General features: G+C 67.9%; 19 protein-coding genes. 12 read left to right on the top strand and 7 right to left on the bottom strand.

The window, feature by feature from the left end; translation table 11 throughout:
• Positions 1 to 488: aminotransferase class IV (locus tag GBO37_RS11295; RefSeq protein ID WP_252929037.1), on the top strand; the 488-nt coding region annotated here is incomplete at its 5' end.
• A gap of 163 nt (positions 489 to 651) precedes the next feature.
• Here the strand turns inward: GBO37_RS11295 and clpA are convergent.
• Together clpA and gloB are read right to left on the bottom strand one after the other, a co-directional pair.
• The gene (clpA, locus tag GBO37_RS11300) at positions 652 to 2976 is read right to left on the bottom strand and encodes an ATP-dependent Clp protease ATP-binding subunit ClpA (protein ID WP_127899013.1); all 2325 of its coding nucleotides are present in this window, start codon (positions 2974 to 2976) and stop codon (positions 652 to 654) included.
• Positions 2977 to 3192: 216 nt separating this feature from the next.
• The gene (gene gloB / locus GBO37_RS11305; RefSeq protein ID WP_252929039.1) at positions 3193 to 3939 is read right to left on the bottom strand and encodes a hydroxyacylglutathione hydrolase; all 747 of its coding nucleotides are present in this window, start codon (positions 3937 to 3939) and stop codon (positions 3193 to 3195) included.
• Between the two features lie 57 nt (positions 3940 to 3996).
• Between gloB and GBO37_RS11310 the strand changes: the two genes are divergently transcribed.
• The 7 genes from GBO37_RS11310 to GBO37_RS11340 all read left to right on the top strand — a co-directional run bounded on the left by GBO37_RS11310 (position 3997) and on the right by GBO37_RS11340 (position 10384).
• Positions 3997 to 4770 (top strand): methyltransferase domain-containing protein, encoded by a 774-nt coding sequence (locus GBO37_RS11310; RefSeq protein WP_046001073.1) that lies wholly within the window; start codon positions 3997 to 3999, stop codon positions 4768 to 4770.
• 273 nt (positions 4771 to 5043) lie between these two features.
• Positions 5044 to 5610 carry a F0F1 ATP synthase subunit delta gene (locus GBO37_RS11315; protein WP_148911958.1) on the top strand — a complete coding sequence of 189 codons (567 nt, stop codon included), beginning with the start codon at positions 5044 to 5046 and terminating at the stop codon, positions 5608 to 5610.
• Positions 5610 to 7145, top strand: coding sequence for a F0F1 ATP synthase subunit alpha (atpA, locus tag GBO37_RS11320; protein WP_252929041.1), 1536 nt, complete (start codon positions 5610 to 5612; stop codon positions 7143 to 7145). The genes GBO37_RS11315 and atpA overlap by 1 nt, the downstream gene beginning before the upstream one ends.
• 11 nt (positions 7146 to 7156) lie before the next feature.
• A complete protein-coding gene (locus GBO37_RS11325) occupies positions 7157 to 8029 on the top strand; it encodes a F0F1 ATP synthase subunit gamma (protein ID WP_045982957.1) in 873 nt (290 codons plus the stop codon).
• A gap of 21 nt (positions 8030 to 8050) precedes the next feature.
• The gene (atpD, locus tag GBO37_RS11330; protein WP_045982956.1) at positions 8051 to 9475 is read left to right on the top strand and encodes a F0F1 ATP synthase subunit beta; all 1425 of its coding nucleotides are present in this window, start codon (positions 8051 to 8053) and stop codon (positions 9473 to 9475) included.
• Between the two features lie 9 nt (positions 9476 to 9484).
• A complete protein-coding gene (locus tag GBO37_RS11335) occupies positions 9485 to 9934 on the top strand; it encodes a F0F1 ATP synthase subunit epsilon (RefSeq protein WP_045982955.1) in 450 nt (149 codons plus the stop codon).
• Positions 9935 to 10036: 102 nt separating this feature from the next.
• Positions 10037 to 10384 (top strand): H-type lectin domain-containing protein, encoded by a 348-nt coding sequence (locus tag GBO37_RS11340; RefSeq protein ID WP_045982954.1) that lies wholly within the window; start codon positions 10037 to 10039, stop codon positions 10382 to 10384.
• Here the strand turns inward: GBO37_RS11340 and GBO37_RS11345 are convergent.
• Together GBO37_RS11345 and GBO37_RS11350 are read right to left on the bottom strand one after the other, a co-directional pair.
• Positions 10381 to 11157, bottom strand: coding sequence for an alpha/beta fold hydrolase (locus GBO37_RS11345; protein WP_252929043.1), 777 nt, complete (start codon positions 11155 to 11157; stop codon positions 10381 to 10383). The two genes, GBO37_RS11340 and GBO37_RS11345, sit on opposite strands and share 4 nt — an antisense overlap.
• Positions 11154 to 11750, bottom strand: coding sequence for a 2-hydroxychromene-2-carboxylate isomerase (locus GBO37_RS11350; protein ID WP_252929045.1), 597 nt, complete (start codon positions 11748 to 11750; stop codon positions 11154 to 11156). The genes GBO37_RS11345 and GBO37_RS11350 overlap by 4 nt, the downstream gene beginning before the upstream one ends.
• A gap of 84 nt (positions 11751 to 11834) precedes the next feature.
• On the opposite strand from GBO37_RS11350, the gene GBO37_RS11355 reads away from it, so the two are divergent.
• Positions 11835 to 12854 carry a ribose-phosphate pyrophosphokinase gene (locus tag GBO37_RS11355; RefSeq protein WP_045982951.1) on the top strand — a complete coding sequence of 340 codons (1020 nt, stop codon included), beginning with the start codon at positions 11835 to 11837 and terminating at the stop codon, positions 12852 to 12854.
• A gap of 63 nt (positions 12855 to 12917) precedes the next feature.
• On the opposite strand, the gene purD is transcribed toward GBO37_RS11355, so the two are convergent.
• On the bottom strand, positions 12918 to 14174 hold the full coding sequence (gene purD / locus GBO37_RS11360; protein WP_252929047.1) for a phosphoribosylamine--glycine ligase: 1257 nt from the start codon (positions 14172 to 14174) through the stop codon (positions 12918 to 12920).
• Positions 14175 to 14236: 62 nt separating this feature from the next.
• On the opposite strand from purD, the gene xseA reads away from it, so the two are divergent.
• On the top strand, positions 14237 to 15820 hold the full coding sequence (gene xseA, locus GBO37_RS11365) for an exodeoxyribonuclease VII large subunit (RefSeq protein WP_252929049.1): 1584 nt from the start codon (positions 14237 to 14239) through the stop codon (positions 15818 to 15820).
• 2 nt (positions 15821 to 15822) lie between these two features.
• Here the strand turns inward: xseA and GBO37_RS11370 are convergent, their stop codons facing one another.
• Both GBO37_RS11370 and eda read right to left on the bottom strand, forming a co-directional pair.
• Complete coding sequence (locus GBO37_RS11370) at positions 15823 to 17019, bottom strand: MFS transporter (RefSeq protein ID WP_252929052.1); 1197 nt, start codon at positions 17017 to 17019, stop codon at positions 15823 to 15825.
• Positions 17020 to 17021: 2 nt separating this feature from the next.
• The gene (eda, locus tag GBO37_RS11375) at positions 17022 to 17663 is read right to left on the bottom strand and encodes a bifunctional 4-hydroxy-2-oxoglutarate aldolase/2-dehydro-3-deoxy-phosphogluconate aldolase (RefSeq protein WP_045982919.1); all 642 of its coding nucleotides are present in this window, start codon (positions 17661 to 17663) and stop codon (positions 17022 to 17024) included.
• A 261-nt stretch (positions 17664 to 17924) separates the two neighbouring features.
• Between eda and rpsB the strand changes: the two genes are divergently transcribed.
• Positions 17925 to 18707: a 30S ribosomal protein S2 gene (gene rpsB / locus GBO37_RS11380; protein ID WP_045982920.1), complete on the top strand. Its 783-nt coding sequence runs from the start codon at positions 17925 to 17927 to the stop codon at positions 18705 to 18707.
• Positions 18708 to 18791: 84 nt separating this feature from the next.
• Entirely contained in the window at positions 18792 to 19703 is a 912-nt protein-coding gene (gene tsf / locus GBO37_RS11385; RefSeq protein ID WP_252929054.1) for a translation elongation factor Ts, read from the top strand.
• The last annotated feature ends 63 nt before the right edge of the window (positions 19704 to 19766 follow it).

Here is a 19766-nt window from a genome sequence, read left to right on the forward strand (position 1 = left end):
GCGTCACGGCGGCGTTGGCGGGGCTGCCGCGTGGTGCGGTTCTTCGGGCGCGGCTGTCGGTGGATCAGGGGGGGCAGGTCGCTCTGACCCATGCACCGCTGCCGCCGAACCCGGCGGTCTGGCGGGTGGTCCTGTCGGACATGCGCCTTGAGGCGGGCGACCCATGGTTGCGGATCAAGACATCGCATCGACCGATCTATGACGCCGCCCGCGCGGCGCTGCCACCCGGCATCGACGAAGGGTTGCTGAGGAACGCAGACGGGGAGCTGTGCGAGGGCACCATCTCCAACATCTTCCTGCGCCGCGATGGTCGCCTGCTGACGCCGCCGTCGCGCAGCGGGTTGCTGCCGGGCGTCCTGCGCGAGACGCTGCTGGCCGATGGTCGGGCACAGGAGGCCGTGCTGACGGTGGCGGATCTGCAGCACGGCCAGCTTTACTGCGGCAATGCCTTACGTGGCTTGATCCCGGCACGGCTGATTACACCTTGATCGGGAGCGGGGCGGACCCCCATCGRGGGGGCCCGCCCCGCGCGGGGGGCGTCGCCCCCGCATCCCTTGTCGCGATCGTCGGTTCTGGTTCATGGGCGGCGGCATTCAGGAGCGTCGGCCCATGACGAAAAAGGCCCCGCCGTGGTGGCGGGGCCTTTCGCGCTTATTCAGCTGTCAGCAAGGGTGTCTTGGACTTGCCGATCCGTGGGGCATCGGGGCCGGTGATGTCGAAGGCGGGCTTGTCGTCCTCGATCTTGACGCGGACCACGCCGCCCTTCGTCAGGCGTCCGAACAGCAGTTCCTCGGCCAGGGGCTTCTTGATGCTTTCCTGGATCACGCGGCCCAGGGGGCGGGCGCCCATGCGGTCGTCGTATCCCTTTTCGGCCAGCCAGTTCGCAGCCTCGGGGGTCAGTTCGATATGGACGTTGCGGTCCATCAGCTGGGCTTCCAGTTGCAGGACGAACTTCTCGACGACGTGGACCACGACGTCGCGCGACAGCGGCGCAAAGGAGATGATCGCATCCAGACGGTTGCGGAACTCGGGCGTGAAGGTCCGTTCGATCGCGGCCGTGTCCTCGCCCTCGCGCCGGTCGCGTCCAAAGCCGATCGCGGCCTTGGCCTGATCCGCGGCGCCCGCATTCGAGGTCATGATCAGGATCACGTTGCGGAAATCGACGGTCCGGCCGTTATGATCGGTCAGGCGACCCGCATCCATGATCTGCAGCAGGATGTTGAACACATCCGGATGCGCCTTCTCGATCTCGTCCAGCAGCAGCACGCAATGCGGGTGCTGGTCCACGCCGTCGGTCAAGAGACCGCCCTGATCGAAGCCCACATAGCCCGGAGGCGCGCCGATCAGGCGGCTGACGGCATGCTTCTCCATGTATTCCGACATGTCGAAGCGGATCAGCTCGACCCCCAGGCTGGAGGCCAGCTGCTTGGCCACCTCGGTCTTGCCGACACCGGTCGGGCCCGCGAACAGGTAGTTGCCGATGGGCTTCTCGGGCTCGCGCAGGCCCGCACGGGCCAGCTTGATGGCGCTGGACAGCATCTCGATGGCGTTGTCCTGGCCAAACACGACGCGCTTCAGACCGGCATCCAGATCGCGCAGGACCTCTGCGTCGTTCTTGCTGACGTTCTTGGGCGGGATGCGGGCGATCTTGGCCACGACGGCCTCGATCTCCTTGGGGCTGATCGTCTTGCGGCGCTTGCTCTCGCTGACCAAATGCTGGGCGGCACCGGCCTCGTCGATGACGTCGATCGCGCTGTCGGGCAGCTTGCGGTCGTTGATGTAGCGTGCCGCCAGCTCCACCGCCGACTTGATCGCGTCATTGGTATAGCGCAGGTCGTGATGCGCCTCGAAATGCGGCTTCAGACCCATCAGGATTTTGATGGTGTCCGGCACCGAAGGCTCGTTCACGTCGATCTTCTGGAACCGGCGGCTCAGCGCGCGGTCCTTCTCGAAGTGCTGGCGATACTCCTTGTAGGTCGTCGAGCCCATGCAGCGCAGCTTGCCGCCCGCCAACGCGGGTTTCAGCAGGTTCGACGCATCCATCGCCCCGCCCGAGGTCGCGCCCGCACCGATCACGGTGTGGATCTCATCGATGAACAGGATGGCGTCGGGATGCGCCTCCAGTTCCTTGACGACGGCCTTCAGCCGCTCCTCGAAGTCGCCGCGATAGCGTGTGCCGGCCAGCAGCGCGCCCATGTCCAGCGAGAAGATCGTCGCACCGGCCAGGACCTCGGGGGTCTCGCCGCGGGTGATCTTCAGCGCCAAGCCCTCGGCGATGGCGGTCTTGCCCACGCCCGGATCACCCACCAGCAGCGGGTTGTTCTTGCGCCGGCGGCACAGGACCTGAATGGCCCGCTCGACCTCGGATTCGCGTCCGATCAACGGGTCCACGTCGCCCTTCTTGGACTTGACGTTCAGATCGACGCAGTACTTGCCAAGCGCGGTCTCGTCCTTGGGGTCGGGGGCCGCCTCGGCCTTGCTCTGCTCGACCGGCTCCTCCGATCCGACCACCTTGCGGGGCTCGTTGAAGGACGGGTTCTTGGCCACGCCATGGGCGATGAAGTTGACCGCGTCGTAACGGGTCATGTCCATCTCCTGCAGGAAGAAGGCCGCATTCGATTCGCGCTCGGCAAAGATCGCGACCAGCACGTTCGCGCCGGTAACCTCCTGCCGGCCCGAGCTTTGCACGTGGATCGCCGCGCGCTGGATGACGCGCTGGAACGCGGCCGTGGGCACGGCCTCGGAACCTTCGACGTCGGTGATCAGGGTCGACAGGTCATCCTCGATGAAATCGACCAGCGTCTTGCGCAGATCCTCAAGGTCCACGTTGCAGGCGCGCATGACCTTGACCGCATCGGGTTCCTCGGTCAGCGCCAGCAACAGGTGTTCCAGCGTCGCAAGCTCGTGTCGATGTTCGTTCGCCAGCGCAAGCGCCTGGTGAATGGCCTGTTCCAGGGAGGTCGAGAAACTTGGCACGGTCGTCTCCTGTCAGTCGGCTGGCGGTATGGGCTGTTCGCGGCCCACCTGCCCAGACTGTCACGGTAGGGTTAAGATTTGGTGGATTTCGTTCGGCTTCAAGTGATTTTTCAGACAGGTGCCACGATTTTCCCACGCTTGAGGCAGATGTGATGTCGCAAAGCCCGCATTTCAAGCGTGGGGCCGGCACGCCCCCGCGCGCCGATGCCGCAGGCCTCAGAAATCGTCCTTCATCCGGCGCAGGCGGGCAAAGACCTGCGCGTCATCCGCCCCCGCCATCCCAAGCGCAGGGGCCAGCGCGGCGGGGCGCAGGAAGGGGTTCGTGGCGCGCTCCACCTCCAGCGTGGCGGGGGCGCAAGGGATGCGCGCTTCGGCGATGGCTGACAAGCGGTCCTGCAGCGCCGCGTTGTCGGGATCGACCGACAGGGCAAAGGCGCCGTTGCCCGTGCAATAGTCGTGCCCCGAACAGATCAGCGTGTCGCCGGGCAGGGCGTTCAGCCGCGACAGGCTGTCCCACATCATCGCAGGGTCGCCCTCGAACAGGCGGCCGCAGCCCAGGGCCATCAGGCTGTCGGCCGTGAAGGCCATCGCACTGTCCGGAAAATGAAACGCCACGTGGCCCACGGTATGGCCCGACACGTCGATCACGTGGACGGGTTCGCCCAGAACCTCCAGCGGCTCACCGGGCGCGACGCTGACATCCAGCGGCGGCAGGCGATGCGCATCGGCGGCAGCCCCGATGACCCGCGCACCGGTGGCAGCGACGATCTCCGGCACGGCCTGGATGTGGTCGTCGTGGTGATGGGTCAGCAGGATCGCGTCCAGCCCCCAGCCCCGCGCCTCCAGCTCGGTCAGGACCGGCATGGCCTCGGGCGCGTCGATCAGCACGGTGCCCGCGTCGGAATGCAGCAGATAGGCATAGTTGTCCTTGAGACAGCGCAGCGTGACCAGTTCCAGCGGCATTGGCAAATCCTTGACCATGTGTTCACCTGAGCCTGTCAAAACCGGGACCTGCGCGCAATGCACCACGACATCGACCAGCTGCGACGGTTCTACTACCAGCGGGCGTTGGGGCGCGTGGTCCAGCGGATCCTGCGCGACCGGCTGACGGCGCGGTGGGACCCTGCGCGCAGCAGCGGCATGACCGTGGCGGGGTTCGGGTTCGCGGCGCCGATGCTGCGGCCCTATCTGCCGACCGCGCGGAGGGTGACCGCGCTGATGCCCGGCCCGCAGGGGGTGATGGGCTGGCCCGCGGGCATGCCCAACCATGCCGTCCTGTGCGACGAGACCGCCTGGCCCATCCAGACCGGCAGCCTGGACCGGTTGGTCATGCTGCACGGGCTGGAGACCAGCGAGCATCCCCGCGAACTGCTGACCGAGGCATGGCGCTGCCTGGGTCCGGGCGGGCGGATGATGCTGATGGTGCCGAACCGGGCGGGCCTGTGGGCCGCATCGGACCGCACGCCCTTCGGCTTTGGGCGATCCTACACCACCGGTCAGATCGAGGCGCAGATGCGCCGCGCGGGGTTCCAGCCCGATTGGCATGGCAGCGCCATCTACATCCCGCCCTCGGACCGGCGATTCTGGCTGCGCAGCGCCCAGTTCTGGGAACGCACCGGCGCGCGGATCAGCCGGGTGCTGATCGCCGGCGTCATCATGGTCGAACTGTCCAAGCATGCCCGCGCGCCGGTCGGCCCCGGGGTGCGAATCCATGTGCCCAGTCCGCTGGAGATCCTGGACGGGGTGGCCCGCCCGCGTCCGCAAGCCGCCCCGACGGCCCGCGAAATCGACTGAAACCGGCCCCTGATGCGACATCCTGCCGCACGGTGCGCGGGCCCGGGATGCGGGGTGTTAGCGCTGTCCCCGTGGGGTTTCGCCGATCCTGCGCCGTTTGTCGCAAAGGCCCGCGTTTCAGGGCCCTGGACGGTTGCCGGGCGTCAAATCACCTGCTAGAGACGCCCCAGATTTGCGCGCGACCTTCCATCAGCCGCGCGACCGCGACCCGCACCCCGCGACAGACCAGGCAGCAGCCCGGCCCGCCAGCGGGGTTTGCGCAAACCGTAAAGGATGACCGTGGCCAACTCTGTTTCCATCTCCCAGAGCATCGCCGGACGCTATGCGCAGGCCGTCTTCGAGATCGCGAAGGAAAGCGGGGGCATGGACGCCCTGGCCACCCAGACCGACGATCTGAGCGCCGCCCTGCACGACAGCGCCGAGCTGCGCGACCTGATCGCCAGCCCGATCTATTCCCGTGACCAGCAGGCGGCCGCGATCGGCGCGCTGTCGACCCGCATGGGCCTGTCGCCGGTGCTGGCCAACACGCTGCAGCTGATGGCGAAGAATCGCCGCCTGTTCGTGCTGCCGCAGCTGACCGCCCGCCTGGCGGAGCTGATCGCCACGGAGCGGGGCGAGGTCACCGCCGACGTCACCAGCGCCATCGCGCTGACCGATGCGCAGATGGACCGCCTGAAACAGACCCTGGCCGAGAAATCCGGCAAGACGGTCAAGCTGAACACGCGCGTCGATGAGACCCTCATCGGCGGCATGATTGTCAAGTTGGGCTCGCAGATGATCGACAGTTCGGTCCGCTCGAAGCTCGCTTCCCTGCAGAATGTCATGAAAGAGGTCGGATAATGGGAATCCAGGCTGCCGAAATTTCGGCGATCCTCAAGGAGCAGATCAAGAACTTCGGCCAGGACGCCGAAGTTGCCGAAGTTGGTCAGGTCCTGTCCGTCGGTGACGGCATCGCGCGCGTCTATGGTCTGGACAAGGTCCAGGCCGGCGAGATGGTCGAGTTCCCCGGCGGAATCCGCGGCATGGTGCTGAACCTCGAGACCGACAACGTCGGTATCGTGATCTTCGGCGACGACCGCTCGATCAAGGAAGGCGACACCGTCAAGCGCACGCGCTCGATCGTGGACGTTCCGGTCGGCAAGGCCCTGCTGGGTCGCGTCGTGGACGGCCTTGGCAACCCGATCGACGGCAAGGGCCCGATCGAGACGACCGAGCGCCGCATCGCCGACATGAAGGCCCCCGGCATCATGCCGCGCAAGTCGGTCCACGAGCCGATGGCGACCGGCCTGAAGTCGGTCGACGCCATGATCCCCGTCGGCCGCGGCCAGCGCGAGCTGATCATCGGCGACCGCCAGACCGGCAAGACCGCGATCGCGCTGGACACGATCCTGAACCAGATGAGCTACAACGGCCGCGAGGCCGAGGGCATGAAGACCCTGCACTGCATCTATGTCGCCGTCGGCCAGAAGCGCTCGACCGTGGCCCAGCTGGTCAAGAAGCTGGAAGAGACCGGCGCCATGGCCTACACCACCGTGGTGGCCGCGACCGCGTCCGACCCGGCGCCGATGCAGTTCCTGGCACCCTATTCGGGCACCGCGATCGGCGAATACTTCCGCGACAACGGCATGGACGCGCTGATCATCTATGACGACCTGTCCAAGCAGGCCGTGGCCTATCGCCAGATGTCGCTGCTGCTGCGCCGTCCGCCCGGACGCGAAGCCTATCCGGGCGACGTGTTCTATCTGCACTCGCGTCTGCTGGAGCGTTCGGCCAAGCTGAACGAGGCCAACGGCTCGGGCTCGCTGACCGCGCTGCCGATCATCGAGACGCAGGCGGGCGACGTGTCGGCCTATATCCCGACCAACGTGATCTCGATCACCGACGGCCAGATCTTCCTGGAGACCGAACTGTTCTTCCAGGGCGTCCGCCCTGCCGTGAACACCGGTCTGTCGGTCAGCCGCGTGGGTTCGGCCGCCCAGACCAAGGCGATGAAATCCGTCGCGGGTCCGGTCAAGCTGGAACTGGCGCAGTATCGCGAGATGGCCGCCTTCGCCCAGTTCGGTTCGGATCTGGACGCCGCGACGCAGCGCCTGCTGAACCGCGGTTCGCGCCTGACCGAGCTGATGAAGCAGCCGCAGTACCGTCCCCTGACCAACGCCGAGATCGTCATCGTGATCTATGCCGGCACCAAGGGCTATATCGACAACGTGCCCGTGCGCGACGTCGTTGCCTGGGAAGACGGTCTGATCCACTTCCTGCGCGGCCAGAAGTCCGACCTGCTGGACGACATGACCCGCAACGACCGCAAGGTCAGCGGCGATCTGGAAGCCTCGATCAAGGCGGCGCTGGACGAATACAACCGCACCCGCGCCTGAGGGGGGAATAGATGCCCAGTCTCAAGGATCTCAAGAACCGGATCGGAAGCGTCAAGAACACGCGGAAGATCACCAAGGCGATGCAGATGGTCGCCGCCGCGAAACTGCGCCGGGCGCAGGACGCGGCGGAAGCCGCGCGTCCCTATGCCGACCGCATGGCGGCCGTCATGGCCGGCCTGACCGCGAATGCGGCAGGCCAGTCCGGCGCGCCCCGCCTGCTGGCCGGAACGGGCGACGACAAGCGTCATCTGCTGGTCGTGATGACGGCGGAACGCGGCCTGGCCGGCGGCTTCAACAGCTCGATCGTGCGTCTGGCCCGCCAGCACGCCGACCGGCTGCGCGCCGAGGGCAAGGACGTCGCGATCCTGACCGTCGGCAAGAAGGGCCGCGAGCAGCTCAAGCGCGACTATGGCAGCCTGTTCGTGCACCATGTCGACCTCTCCGAGGTCAAGCGCATGGGCTATGACACGGCCCGTGCCATCGCCGACGAGGTGCTGACCCGCTTCGACACCGGCGATTTCGACGTGGCGACGATCTTCTACAACCGGTTCGAATCGGTGATCAGCCAGGTTCCGACCGCGCGCCAGATCATTCCCGCCGAAGTCCCCGAGGGTGCGTCCGAGACGAACGCCCTCTACGACTACGAACCGGGCGAGGAAGAACTGCTGGCCGATCTGCTGCCCCGTTCGGTGGCCACGCAGATCTTTGCGGCGCTTCTGGAGAATGCGGCGTCCGAGCAGGGCGCGCGGATGAGTGCCATGGACAACGCCACGCGCAACGCGGGCGACATGATCGACAGGCTTACGACGCAGTACAACCGCTCGCGTCAGGCTGCGATCACCACGGAGCTGATCGAAATCATTGCGGGCGCCGAGGCGCTCTGACCGTAAAGCAAAGGTGACAACATGGCAGAGGCCACTGGTAAAATCACGCAGGTGATCGGCGCCGTCGTTGACGTGCAGTTCGAGGACCGGCTTCCCGCGATTCTGAACGCGCTGGTAACCCAAAACAACGGCAAGACGCTGGTGCTGGAAGTTGCCCAGCATCTGGGCGAGAACACCGTCCGCACCATCGCCATGGACGCGACCGAAGGTCTGGTCCGCGGCGAGGTCGTGACCGACACCGGCAACCCGATCATGGTGCCCGTGGGCGACGTGACCCTGGGCCGCATCCTGAACGTCGTGGGCGAGCCCGTGGACGAGGGCGAAGCCCTGGCCACCAGCGAGACCCGCGCCATCCACCAGGCCGCCCCGGACTTCGCCGCGCAGGCGACCAGCTCGGAGATCCTGGTGACCGGCATCAAGGTCATCGACCTGCTGGCCCCCTATTCCAAGGGCGGCAAGATCGGCCTGTTCGGCGGCGCCGGTGTGGGCAAGACGGTTCTGATCATGGAACTGATCAACAACATCGCCAAGGTGCACTCGGGCTATTCGGTGTTCGCCGGCGTGGGTGAGCGCACCCGCGAGGGCAACGACTTGTACCACGAGATGGTCGAATCGGGCGTCATCGTTCCCGACAACCTGGTCGATTCGAAAGTGGCCCTGGTCTATGGCCAGATGAACGAGCCGCCGGGCGCCCGCATGCGCGTCGCCCTGACCGGTCTGACCCTGGCGGAACAGTTCCGCGACGCGTCGGGCACGGACGTGCTGTTCTTCGTGGACAACATCTTCCGCTTCACCCAGGCCGGGTCCGAAGTGTCGGCTCTGCTGGGCCGCATCCCGTCCGCCGTGGGCTATCAGCCGACGCTGGCCACCGACATGGGCGCGATGCAGGAACGCATCACCTCGACCAAGAACGGCTCGATCACCTCGATCCAGGCCGTCTACGTCCCGGCCGACGACCTTACCGACCCGGCGCCCGCCACGACCTTCGCCCACCTGGACGCCACGACGGTCCTGTCGCGCGCGATCTCGGAACTGGGCATCTACCCGGCCGTGGACCCGCTGGACTCCAACTCGCGCATCCTGGACCCCGCCGTCGTCGGCGAGGAGCACTATCAGGTGGCGCGCGACGTGCAGGGCATCCTGCAGAAGTACAAGTCGCTGCAGGACATCATCGCGATCCTGGGCATGGACGAACTGTCCGAAGAGGACAAGCTGACCGTGACCCGTGCGCGCAAGATCCAGCGCTTCCTGTCGCAGCCCTTCGACGTCGCCAAGGTCTTCACCGGTTCCGACGGCGTCCAGGTGCCGCTGGAGAAGACCATCGCCTCGTTCAAGGCGGTCGTCGCGGGTGAGTACGACCACCTGCCGGAATCGGCCTTCTACATGGTCGGCGACATCGACGACGTGAAGGCCAAGGCAGAGCGTCTGGCCGCAGAAGCGGCGTAAGGGGGCAGAATGGCCGATACCATGCAGTTCGACCTCGTGTCGCCGGAACGGAGCCTCGCCTCCGTTCCCGTGCGCGAGGTGCGCCTGCCGGGCAGCGATGGCGATCTGACCGCCATGCCCGGCCATGCGCCCACGATCGTGACCCTGCGTCCGGGCATGGTGATCCTGGTGGGTGCCGACGGCACCACCAGCGAATTCGCCGTCACCGGCGGCTTTGCCGAGATCAACCAGGACAGCGTCAGCCTGCTGGCCGAACGCGGACACCCGCGCGAGGAGATCACGCAGGACGTCTACAACGACATGATGAAGGACGCCCACCGCGCCCATCGCAGCGCCAAGGATCGGCGCGAACATGTCGGCGAAGAGGTCGTGACCGCCGCCGTCAAGCTTCTGGGCGACATGCAGGCGCTTGGCACCCATATCGGGCTGGACCCCAATCAGTCGACGGTTCCGGACTGATCCGTCCGACCATCGACATCTTGAAAGGCCCCGGCAATGCCGGGGCTTTTTTTTCACCCTGGCCGCCGCTAGCATCGCCGCGCGGGTGACGGGAAGGACCGGATGATACGATTTGCAACCCACGAGATCGGGATCGCACGCGGTGCGGTCACGATGGTCTCTGATTTCGACACGCAGGGGCCGATGTGGACCGAGACGGGCGACCGGTCGCACCGCCAGCGTGTCGAGTTCGGCGACCGCTTCGTGGCGCCGCCTGTCGTGCATCTTGGCGTCGGGATGTGGGACTTGGACAGCGATCGCAACCAGCGCGGCGACCTGCAGGTCGAGAACGTGACCCTGACCGGGTTCGACATCCTGTTCCGCACCTGGGGCGACACCCGCATCGCGCGGATGCGGGTGGAGTGGATGGCCATCGGGGCTGTGCCCGACGAACAGGACTTCATCCTCTAGGCGCGGTCCAGGTTGACCCCGATCAGTCCCGCGACCTGTTCCGGATGGGTCAGGGGCGCCATGTGGCCGGCACCGGGGATCGTGGCGCGCCCGACATCGGGCAACCGGCCCGCCAGCGCGTCGATGATGCCGCCGATCACCGCCGGGCTGTCGGCCCCCTGGATCAGCAGCACCGGGGCGTCGACCTGCTCCAACCCGCCCTCGCGCAGGATGCGTGCGCTGTCATGGCGAAGCGCGTCGCCGGTCCCGGCCACCAGCCCGATCTGGCGCACCATCTGGGCGCGGGCCTCGGGGGGCAGGCGGTCGGGGTCCTGCGCGCCCCAGACCGACAGGAAGGCCGCCATAGCCTGGTCGTCCTGGCCCTGGTCCAGAAGGTCGGCCATGCGGGCATCCAGCGCGTCCTGGGCCGGGTCCGGGCAGGCGGCGAACAGCACCGGTTCGATCAGGGTCAGGCTGCGCACGGCATCGGGCGCCGCGACGGCGATGCGCAGCGCCACGGTCGCGCCGAAGCTGTGACCGATCAGGTCCAGCGGCCGGTCGATCATCGCCCCCGCCAGACGCGTGACCGCGGTGTGATAGTCGGGGCCGTCGGGCTGTGGCTGCCAGTCGTCGCTGCGCCCGTGGCCCGGCATGTCGAAGCCTCGCAGATCGACGCGCCCCTCCAGCAGCCGCGCGATCGGACCCCAGGCCGACCCGCTGCCCATCATGCAATGCAGCGCCAGTGCCGGGCGATCCGGATCGCCCGGCCAGTGCCGCAGGTGCAGTCCGCTCATAGCGTGGCCAGATGGCGGTCCAGAAAGTCCAGCCGGTCCTGGCCCCAGAACCGCTGATCGGTCTCGCGCACGACATAGAAGGGGGCGCCGAAGGCCCCGGCGGCCACCGCCTGTTCCAGGTTGCGGCCGTAGGTCTCGGCGCCTACGAACAGGCCCGTGTCGGCCAGGGACGGGTCGAACCCGTTGGCGCCCAGGATGTCGCGGATCACCGCGTCGTCGCTGATGTCGCGATCCTCGGCCCAGACCGCGCGCAGAAAGCCCTGGACCAGCGCGCCGGCATCGCCCCCCGCCGCCTGCGCGGCGATGATGGCATAGGACGACGGCGCCATGTTCACCGGCCAATGCGCGGGCTTGAGGTTCAGGGGCATGTCCAGATGGTCGGCCCACCGGGGCAGTTCCTGGTTGCGGTAGTCCATCCGGCTGGCATGGCGCTGCGCCGGGCGCMCCCCGCCGGTCCGGTCGAACAGTTGTAGCAGGTCCAGGGGCTTGTAGGTGATCTGCGCGCCGTGGCGGGCGGCGATCTGTTCCAGGCGGTCGCCGGCAAGATAGCACCAGGGGCTGATCGTCCCCAGATAATAGTCGATATGGGCCATGGCCTTGTCCTTTCCGGGTTTGCCCGCAGGCTAGCCCGGTGCTAAGGCAACCGCAATCTGACGCAACCGCCAAAGGCCCGCCCCATGCCCGTCATGACCGAACCCAAGCTGATTTCCGGAAACGCCAACCGACCGCTGGCCCAGTCCATCGCGCGGCGCATGTCCCTGCATCGCGGCATGAGCGTCAACCTGCTGGACGCCCGCGTCGAACGCTTCAACGACCAGGAGATCTTCGTCGAGGTCTACGAGAACGTCCGCGGCGAGGACATGTACATCATCCAGCCCACGTCGAACCCGGCCAACGACAACCTGATGGAGCTGCTGATCATGACCGACGCGCTGCGCCGGTCGTCGGCCGCGCGCATCACGGCGGTGATTCCCTATTTCGGCTATGCCCGCCAGGACCGCCGCGCCAAGGCCCGCACCCCGATCAGCGCCAAGCTGGTCGCGAACCTGCTGACCGAGGCGGGCGTTGACCGCGTCCTGACGCTGGACCTGCACGCGGCCCAGATCCAGGGCTTCTTCGACGTGCCGGTGGACAACCTCTATGCCGCGCCGGTCTTTGCGCTGGACGTGCAGCATCACTTCAAGGGGCGGATGAACGACCTGATGGTCGTGTCGCCCGACGTCGGCGGTGTGGCCCGGGCCCGCGAACTGGCCACCCGGATCGGTGCGCCCCTGTCCATCGTCGACAAGCGCCGCGAGAAGGCCGGAGAGATCGCCGAGATGACCGTGATCGGTGACGTGGCGGGCAAGGCCTGCATCATCGTGGACGACATCTGCGACACCGCCGGCACGCTGGTCAAGGCGGCGCAGGTGCTGACCGACAACGGCGCGACCGAGGTCCATGCCTACATCACCCACGGCGTCCTTTCTGGCCCGGCGGTCGAGCGGGTCACCAATTCGGTGATGAAGTCGCTGGTCATCACCGATTCGATCCAGCCCACCGATGCGGTCAGGAACGCGCCCAACATCCGCATCGTGCCGACCGCACCGATGTTCACGCAGGCGATTTTGAACATCTGGAACGGCACCTCGGTCAGCAGCCTGTTCGAGACGGACACCCTTCTGCCGATCTACGAAGGGCTGTATTCGCCGATCTGACCGGATCGTCCCGACGGCGTCCAAGGGCCGGCCCCGCCGCGGGGCCGGCCCTTTGTCATGAGTTCACAGCGCGCGCCAGCCGATGTCGCGGCGGCAGAAGCCCTGCGGCCAGTCGATCGCGTCGACCAGCGCATAGGCGCGCTGATGCGCCTCGGCCAGGGTTGCGCCGCGCCCGGTGCAGGCCAGCACGCGCCCACCGGTGGCGACAACCGCGCCATCGCGGTCGGCCGTGCCCGCGTGAAAGGTCATCTGAAAGCTGGTTTCGGGCAGGGCCTGCAGGCCGCCGATGATGGTCCCCTTGGCATAGCTGCCGGGATAGCCCTGGGCCGCCATGACCACCGTCAGGGCGTGGTCGTCGGCCCAGGTCACGGGGGTTTGGGCCAGCCGCCCTTCGGCGCAGGCCAGCAGCAGGTCCAGCACCTGCCCGCCAAGCCGCATCATCAGCACCTGGCATTCCGGGTCGCCGAAGCGGACGTTGTATTCGACCAGCCTCGCCTGTCCGTCCGCGATCATCAGCCCGGCATAGAGCACCCCCTGAAAGGGCATGCCGCGTCGCGCCATTTCAGCGATGGTCGGGCGCACGATGCGCGCCATCACCTGGTCCTGGATCGCCGGCGTCAGCACCGGGGCGGGGCTGTAGGCGCCCATCCCGCCGGTGTTCGGGCCGGTATCGCCGTCGCCCACGCGCTTGTGGTCCTGGGCGGTGCCGATGGCCAGGCAGTCGGTGCCGTCCGACAGGATGAAGAAGCTGGCCTCCTCTCCGTCCATGAACTCCTCGATGACGACGGACATGTCGCCGAAGGCCCCGTCGAAGATGTCGTCGATGGCGGCATGGGCCTGGTCCACCGTCTCGGCCACGGTGACGCCCTTGCCGGCAGCCAGCCCGTCGGCCTTGACCACGATGGGCGCCCCCTGGGCGGTCACGTAATCGCGCGCGGCGGCGGCATCGGTAAAGCGTGCCCAGGCCGCGGTGGGGGCGGCGCAGGCGTCGCAGATCTCCTTGGTGAAGGTCTTGGAGGCCTCCAGCTGGGCCGCGGCCTGCGACGGGCCAAAGACCAGGAAGCCCGCATCGCGCAGCGCGTCGGACACGCCCGCGGCCAGGGGCGCCTCGGGGCCGACGATGACGAAGTCGACGGCGTTCTCCTGCGCGAATTCCAGCACTTCGGCCCGCGACAGCACGTCCAGGTCGGCGCATTCGGCGACGCCTGCGATGCCCGCATTGCCGGGTGCCACGATCAGGCGGTCGCATTTCGGGTTCTGCCGGATCGCCCAGGCCAGCGCATGTTCGCGCCCGCCGCCGCCCAGGATCAGGATATTCATCTGCCGCCCTTTCGCTTGACCTTGCGGCGTTCTAGTCTGGCCCGGACAAGGGAACAAGACGCATGGACCTGCTGGACGACGACATGGACGATGCCCCGGAACCGGGCAGCAACGCGCATGAATTCACCGTTTCCGAACTGTCCGGCGCGGTCAAACGCAGCATCGAGGAGCAGTTCGGCCGCGTCCGCGTCCGGGCCGAGGTCGGGCGCGTGTCGCGTCCCGGATCGGGGCATCTCTATTTCGACCTGAAGGACGACCGCGCCGTGCTGGCCGCCGTCACCTGGAAGGGGCAGGCCGCCCGCCTGATCCAGCGCCCCGAGGAGGGGATGGAGGTCATCGCCACCGGCCGCCTGACGACCTTTCCGGGCCAGTCGAAATACCAGATGATCGTCGATCAGATCGAGCCCGCCGGTGCGGGCGCGTTGATGGCCATGCTGGAGAAGCGTCGCAAGGCCCTGGCGGCCGAGGGGCTGTTCGATCAGGACCGCAAGCGCGCGTTGCCGTTCCTGCCGCGGGTGATCGGGGTGGTGACCTCGCCCTCCGGTGCGGTGATCCGCGACATCCTGCACCGGCTGCGCGACCGCTTTCCGACCCGCGTGATCATCTGGCCGGTGGCCGTGCAGGGGGAGGGTTGCGCGCCGCAGGTCACCGCCGCGATCCGGGGCTTCAACGCGCTGTCGCCGGGCGGGCCGATCCCCCGGCCGGACCTGATCATCGTGGCGCGCGGCGGCGGGTCGCTGGAGGATCTGTGGGGCTTCAACGAAGAATCGGTCGTGCGGGCGGCGGCGGACAGCGCCATCCCCCTGATCTCGGCCGTGGGGCATGAGACGGACACGACGCTGATCGACTTCGCCTCGGACCGGCGCGCGCCGACGCCGACGGCCGCGGCCGAGATGGCGGTGCCAGTCCGCGCCGACCTGGCCGCGCGCCTGGCCGAAACCGGGGCGCGGATGGCGCGCAGCAATGCGCAGGCGATCCAGCGCCCGCGCCAGCGCCTGCGCGATCTGGCCCGTGCCCTGGGGCGTCCTGCGGCGCTGACGGAAGGCGCGCGGCAGCGGCTGGACCTGTGGGGCGGGCGGCTGGAGCCCGCGCTGCGGCAGCTGGCCCGCGCGCGCCGGCAGCAGCTGGCCTCGCGGCCCATCCTCGCGGCGATGCTGCGCCAGTTCACCCAAGGCAAGCGCGCCGGGATGGACCGGGCGCTGATGCGGCTGGAGGGCGCGCGCGCCCGGCGGCTGGAGCGTCCGCGCGACCGGCTGGCGCAGCTGCGCCAGCGCCTGGACAATTCGTTGGTGCGGGTCCTGGCGGAGACGCGGCGCCGGACGGAGCAGCAGGGCGCGCGGCTGGCCGACCTGGACCGGCGGCTGGTCGCGGCGATGGCCCGTGCCGGAAAGCAGCGGCAGGATGCTCTGGTTCGGCTGGACCGGATGCGGCTGTCCCTGGGGCATGAACAGACGCTGCGGCGCGGCTTCGTGATCCTGCGCGACCCGGAGGGCGGGGTCATCACCACGCCCGAGGTCGCCGCCCGGACGCCGCGGATGGAGGTGCAATTCGCGGGCGACCGCCGCGTGGCCGTGCGCCCCGACGCGGCCCCCGAGAAGCCCAAGCGCCGCAAGCCCGCGCCGCCCGAGCAGAAGACCCTGATCTGACCTCAGGCGGGCCGGGGGCGCATGACCAGCCAGATCAGCGCCCCGCCCGCCAGCGCCAGGAAGGGCAGCATCGCCAGGTTCACCGCGTTCCAACCCGCGACGATGGACCCGCCCGAACAGTTCATCAGCCCGCCCGACGACAGCGAGGCCAGGAACACCCCGCCGAAGACCACGAAATCGTTCATGCCCTGAACGCGGCCGCGTTCCTCGGGCGCATGGGCGCGGGTCAGCATGGTGGTGGCGCCGATATAGCCGAAATTCCAGCCGATCCCCAGCAGGATCAGGGCGATGAAGAACTGCTCCAGTTCCACCCCGGACAGGGCGACGGCCCCCGCGGCGGCCAGGATCGCCAGGCCCAGGCCCACGATCGTCTCGGCCCCGAAACGCGCGATCAGGTGGCCGGTGACGAAGCTGGGCGCGAACATGGCCAGCACATGCGCGCTGACGATGTTGGCGGCATCCGCCGTGTCATAGCCGCAGCCCACCACCGCCAAGGGCGTGGAGGTCATCACGAGGTTCATCAGTGCATAGGAGACCATGCCGCAGACCATCGCCACGGCGATGGCGGGGGTGCGCAGGATCTGCCCCATCGGGCGCCCCGTGGATGCGCCCGCCACCGGCGCGGGCGGTTTGGGGATGTCCAGGAAGGCGAACAGCAGCGGTCCGGCCAGGTTTAGGCCGATCACCGCCAGATAGGTCGCCAGGAACGGCACGGCGGTCAGGTCGCTGGTCATGCGCACCAGCGCCGGGCCGATGATGGCGGCGGCCAAGCCCCCGGCCATGACCAGGCTGATGGCCTTTGGGGCGTAATCCTCGTGCGCGGTGTCGGTCGCGGCAAAGCGGTAGAAGCCCTGCGCCGACATGTAGATGCCGGTCAGCCCAGACCCCACCATGAACAGCGCGAACGAGCCCAGCCACAGCCCTGCCGCCGCGATCGCCGCGCCCAAGGCCCCCGCCGCCACGGCCAGCAGGAACCCCGCCTGCCGCCCGCGCGCCTGCATGAAGCGCGCCAGCGGCCGTGCCGACAGGGTCGAGCCCAGGATGATCATCGACAGCGGCAGCGTCACCAGGCAGGGATGCGGGGACAGGATCTGTCCCGCAAGCCCGCCCACGATGAAGATGACCGACATCTGCGCGCCCAGGATCGCCTGTGCCAGCACGAGGACCGTGACGTTCCTTCGGGCGCGCGCCAGGTCCATGGTCAGCCGCGCAGGGCGGCGGCGGTGCGGGCGCGATCCTCGATCGCCTGCCAGTTGCCGGCGGCCATGTCGGCATCGGTCACGATCCAGCTGCCGCCGACGCAGATCACGTTGGGCAGGGACAGATAGCTGCCGGCGTTCTGGGGTGTCACGCCGCCCGTGGGGCAGAAGCTGATGCGGGGCAGGGGGCCTGCCAGCGATTTCAGCGCAGGCGCGCCGCCCACGGCCTCGGCCGGGAAGAACTTCAGCATGTCAAAGCCCGCATCGGCGGCGCGCATGACCTCGGAGGCCGTGACGGCGCCCGGCAGCAGCGGCAGGGCCAGGTCCTCGCAGGCCGCGATCAGCCGGTCGGTCAGGCCCGGAGAAACCGCGAAGCTGGCGCCCGCGTCCTTGGCGCGCTTGGCGTCGTCCGGGGTCAGCACGGTGCCCGCGCCGACATGGCCGCCCGCGACGCCGCTCATGGCGCGGATCGCGTCAAGCGCGGCGTCCGAGCGCAGCGTCACCTCCAGCACCGGCAACCCGCCCGCGACCAGCGCACGGGCCAGCCCCTCGGCGTGGGCCACGTCCTTGATGACGATGACCGGGATCACCGGCGCCAGCTGGCACAGGGCTTTTGTCTGCCGGGACTGATCTTGGGGGGTCATGGCGGGCCTATCGCTTATGAATGGAACTGCTGCGAACCTGAACCCAAGCCCCGCCCGATGCAAGGGTGCCGCCATGCCGATGTTACCGCTATCTACAGGAATGCCACAGCGAATCCGCTTGCGTTTCGCTCGTACAGGGGCTATCGCGCGCCTACTTCACAGGCTGGGGAGGGCCTTGCGGGACATATCCGCAACGGTCCACCGGTTGGGGCATCCGCCCTGAGACCCCCTGCCAAGGCGCAAACCGGAAAGGAACTCCTCATGGCGCTTCCCGAATTCTCGCTGCGTCAGCTTCTTGAAGCTGGCGTCCACTATGGTCACCAGACCCAACGCTGGAACCCCCGCATGGGCGAGTTCATCTATGGCGACCGCAACGGCATCCACATCCTGGACCTGACGCAGACCGTGCCGATGCTGGACGCGGCCCTGCAGGTCGTGCGCGACACCGTCGCCAAGGGCGGCCGCGTGCTGTTCGTCGGCACCAAGCGCCAGGCACAGCGTTCCATCGCGGAAGCGGCTGAAAAGTCGGCACAGTTCTACATGAACCACCGTTGGCTGGGCGGTACGCTGACCAACTGGAAGACCGTCAGCCAGTCGATCAATCGCCTGAAGGCGATCGACGAGACGATGGCCGGCGGCGCCGAGGGCCTGACCAAGAAAGAGCGCCTGCAGCTGGAGCGCGAGCAGACCAAACTGCAAGCCTCGCTGGGCGGCATCCGCGACATGGGCGGCCTTCCCGACCTGCTGTTCGTCATCGACGTGAACAAGGAAGACCTGGCCATCCTGGAAGCCAAGAAGCTGGGCATCCCGGTCGTGGCCGTGGTCGACACCAACTGCTCGCCCGACGGTATCGACTACATCATCCCGGGCAACGACGACGCGGCCCGCGCCATCGCGCTGTACTGCGACCTGGTCAGCCGTGCGGCCCTGGACGGCATGACCGCGCACATGGGTGCGTCGGGCGTCGACCTGGGTTCGCTGGCCGAAGCGCCGGAAGAGCTGCTGGACGAGCCGGCGACCGAAGAGGCCGCAGCCGAGGCCTGATCCGCCCCGGAACCACCCATTCATCGGATTGTCGTCAGGCGGGGATATGCCCCGCCTGACGCGTTGAACAGATAGGAGACGGATATGGCAATCACCGCAGCGATGGTGAAGGAACTGCGCGAGACCACCGGCGCAGGCATGATGGACGCCAAGAAGGCCCTGACCGAGAACGACGGCAACATGGAAGCGGCCATCGACTGGCTGCGCACCAAGGGCCTGGCGAAAGCCGCCAAGAAGGCCGATCGCGTTGCCGCCGAAGGTCTGGTGGGCGTCCAGGTCTCGGGTGGCCGCGGCGTCGCCGTCGAGATCAACTCGGAGACCGACTTCGTCGCCAAAAACGCCGATTTCCAGCAGCTGGTCCGTGATATCACCGGCGTCGCGCTGAACGGCGCGTGCGAGATCGAGGCCCTGAAGGCCGCCGATCTGGACGGTAAGCCCGTCTCGGACGTCGTGACCGGCGCCATCGCCCGCATCGGCGAGAACCTGACCCTGCGCCGCGTGCAGGTCCTGGAAGGCGAGACCGTCGTGTCCTACGTGCACAACGCCGCCGCTGACGGCCTGGGCAAGATCGGCGTGCTGGTCGCGCTGTCGGGTCCGGCTGACAAGGCGCCGACCGTGGGCAAGCAGTTCGCGATGCACATTGCGGCGACGAACCCCGTCTCGCTGTCCGAGGCGACCATGGATCCCGCCGCGCTGGAGCGCGAGCTGCAGGTCCAGACCGCCAAGGCGCTGGAAGAGAACGCCTCTTCGGCCAAGCCGAAGCCCGAGGCCGTCATCCAGAACAACATCATTCCGGGCCGGATGAAGAAGTTCGTGGCCGAGAACACGCTGCTGGGTCAGGCCTTCGTGATGAACCCCGACCTGACGGTCGAGCAGGCCGCGGCCGAGGCCGGCGTCCAGATCACCGGCTATGCCCGCGTGATGGTCGGCGAAGGCATCGAGAAGAAGGAAGAGGATTTCGCAGCCGAGGTTGCCAAGACCCTCAGCGGCGCCTGATCCTTTCTTGATCGAACGACACGAATGCCGGCCCCCTGGGCCGGCATTTCGCGTTCCGGACCT

Origin of the sequence: Paracoccus sp. 08 (assembly GCF_024105395.1) — a bacterium.
GTDB classification, from domain to species: domain Bacteria; phylum Pseudomonadota; class Alphaproteobacteria; order Rhodobacterales; family Rhodobacteraceae; genus Paracoccus; species Paracoccus marcusii.

Excerpts from the sequence above, each read along its gene's own strand:
- eda (WP_045982919.1), bottom strand. The coding sequence starts at position 17,663 with ATGACCCCCCAAGATCAGTCCCGGCAGACAAAAGCCCTGTGCCAGCTG.
- GBO37_RS11315 (WP_148911958.1), top strand. The coding sequence starts at position 5,044 with ATGACCGTGGCCAACTCTGTTTCCATCTCCCAGAGCATCGCCGGACGC.
- atpA (WP_252929041.1), top strand. The coding sequence starts at position 5,610 with ATGGGAATCCAGGCTGCCGAAATTTCGGCGATCCTCAAGGAGCAGATC.
- GBO37_RS11340 (WP_045982954.1), top strand. The coding sequence starts at position 10,037 with ATGATACGATTTGCAACCCACGAGATCGGGATCGCACGCGGTGCGGTC.
- GBO37_RS11370 (WP_252929052.1), bottom strand. The coding sequence starts at position 17,019 with ATGGACCTGGCGCGCGCCCGAAGGAACGTCACGGTCCTCGTGCTGGCA.
- GBO37_RS11310 (WP_046001073.1), top strand. The coding sequence starts at position 3,997 with ATGCACCACGACATCGACCAGCTGCGACGGTTCTACTACCAGCGGGCG.
- atpD (WP_045982956.1), top strand. The coding sequence starts at position 8,051 with ATGGCAGAGGCCACTGGTAAAATCACGCAGGTGATCGGCGCCGTCGTT.
- tsf (WP_252929054.1), top strand. The coding sequence starts at position 18,792 with ATGGCAATCACCGCAGCGATGGTGAAGGAACTGCGCGAGACCACCGGC.
- GBO37_RS11335 (WP_045982955.1), top strand. The coding sequence starts at position 9,485 with ATGGCCGATACCATGCAGTTCGACCTCGTGTCGCCGGAACGGAGCCTC.
- GBO37_RS11325 (WP_045982957.1), top strand. The coding sequence starts at position 7,157 with ATGCCCAGTCTCAAGGATCTCAAGAACCGGATCGGAAGCGTCAAGAAC.
- rpsB (WP_045982920.1), top strand. The coding sequence starts at position 17,925 with ATGGCGCTTCCCGAATTCTCGCTGCGTCAGCTTCTTGAAGCTGGCGTC.
- purD (WP_252929047.1), bottom strand. The coding sequence starts at position 14,174 with ATGAATATCCTGATCCTGGGCGGCGGCGGGCGCGAACATGCGCTGGCC.
- xseA (WP_252929049.1), top strand. The coding sequence starts at position 14,237 with ATGGACCTGCTGGACGACGACATGGACGATGCCCCGGAACCGGGCAGC.
- gloB (WP_252929039.1), bottom strand. The coding sequence starts at position 3,939 with ATGCCGCTGGAACTGGTCACGCTGCGCTGTCTCAAGGACAACTATGCC.
- GBO37_RS11345 (WP_252929043.1), bottom strand. The coding sequence starts at position 11,157 with ATGAGCGGACTGCACCTGCGGCACTGGCCGGGCGATCCGGATCGCCCG.
- GBO37_RS11355 (WP_045982951.1), top strand. The coding sequence starts at position 11,835 with ATGCCCGTCATGACCGAACCCAAGCTGATTTCCGGAAACGCCAACCGA.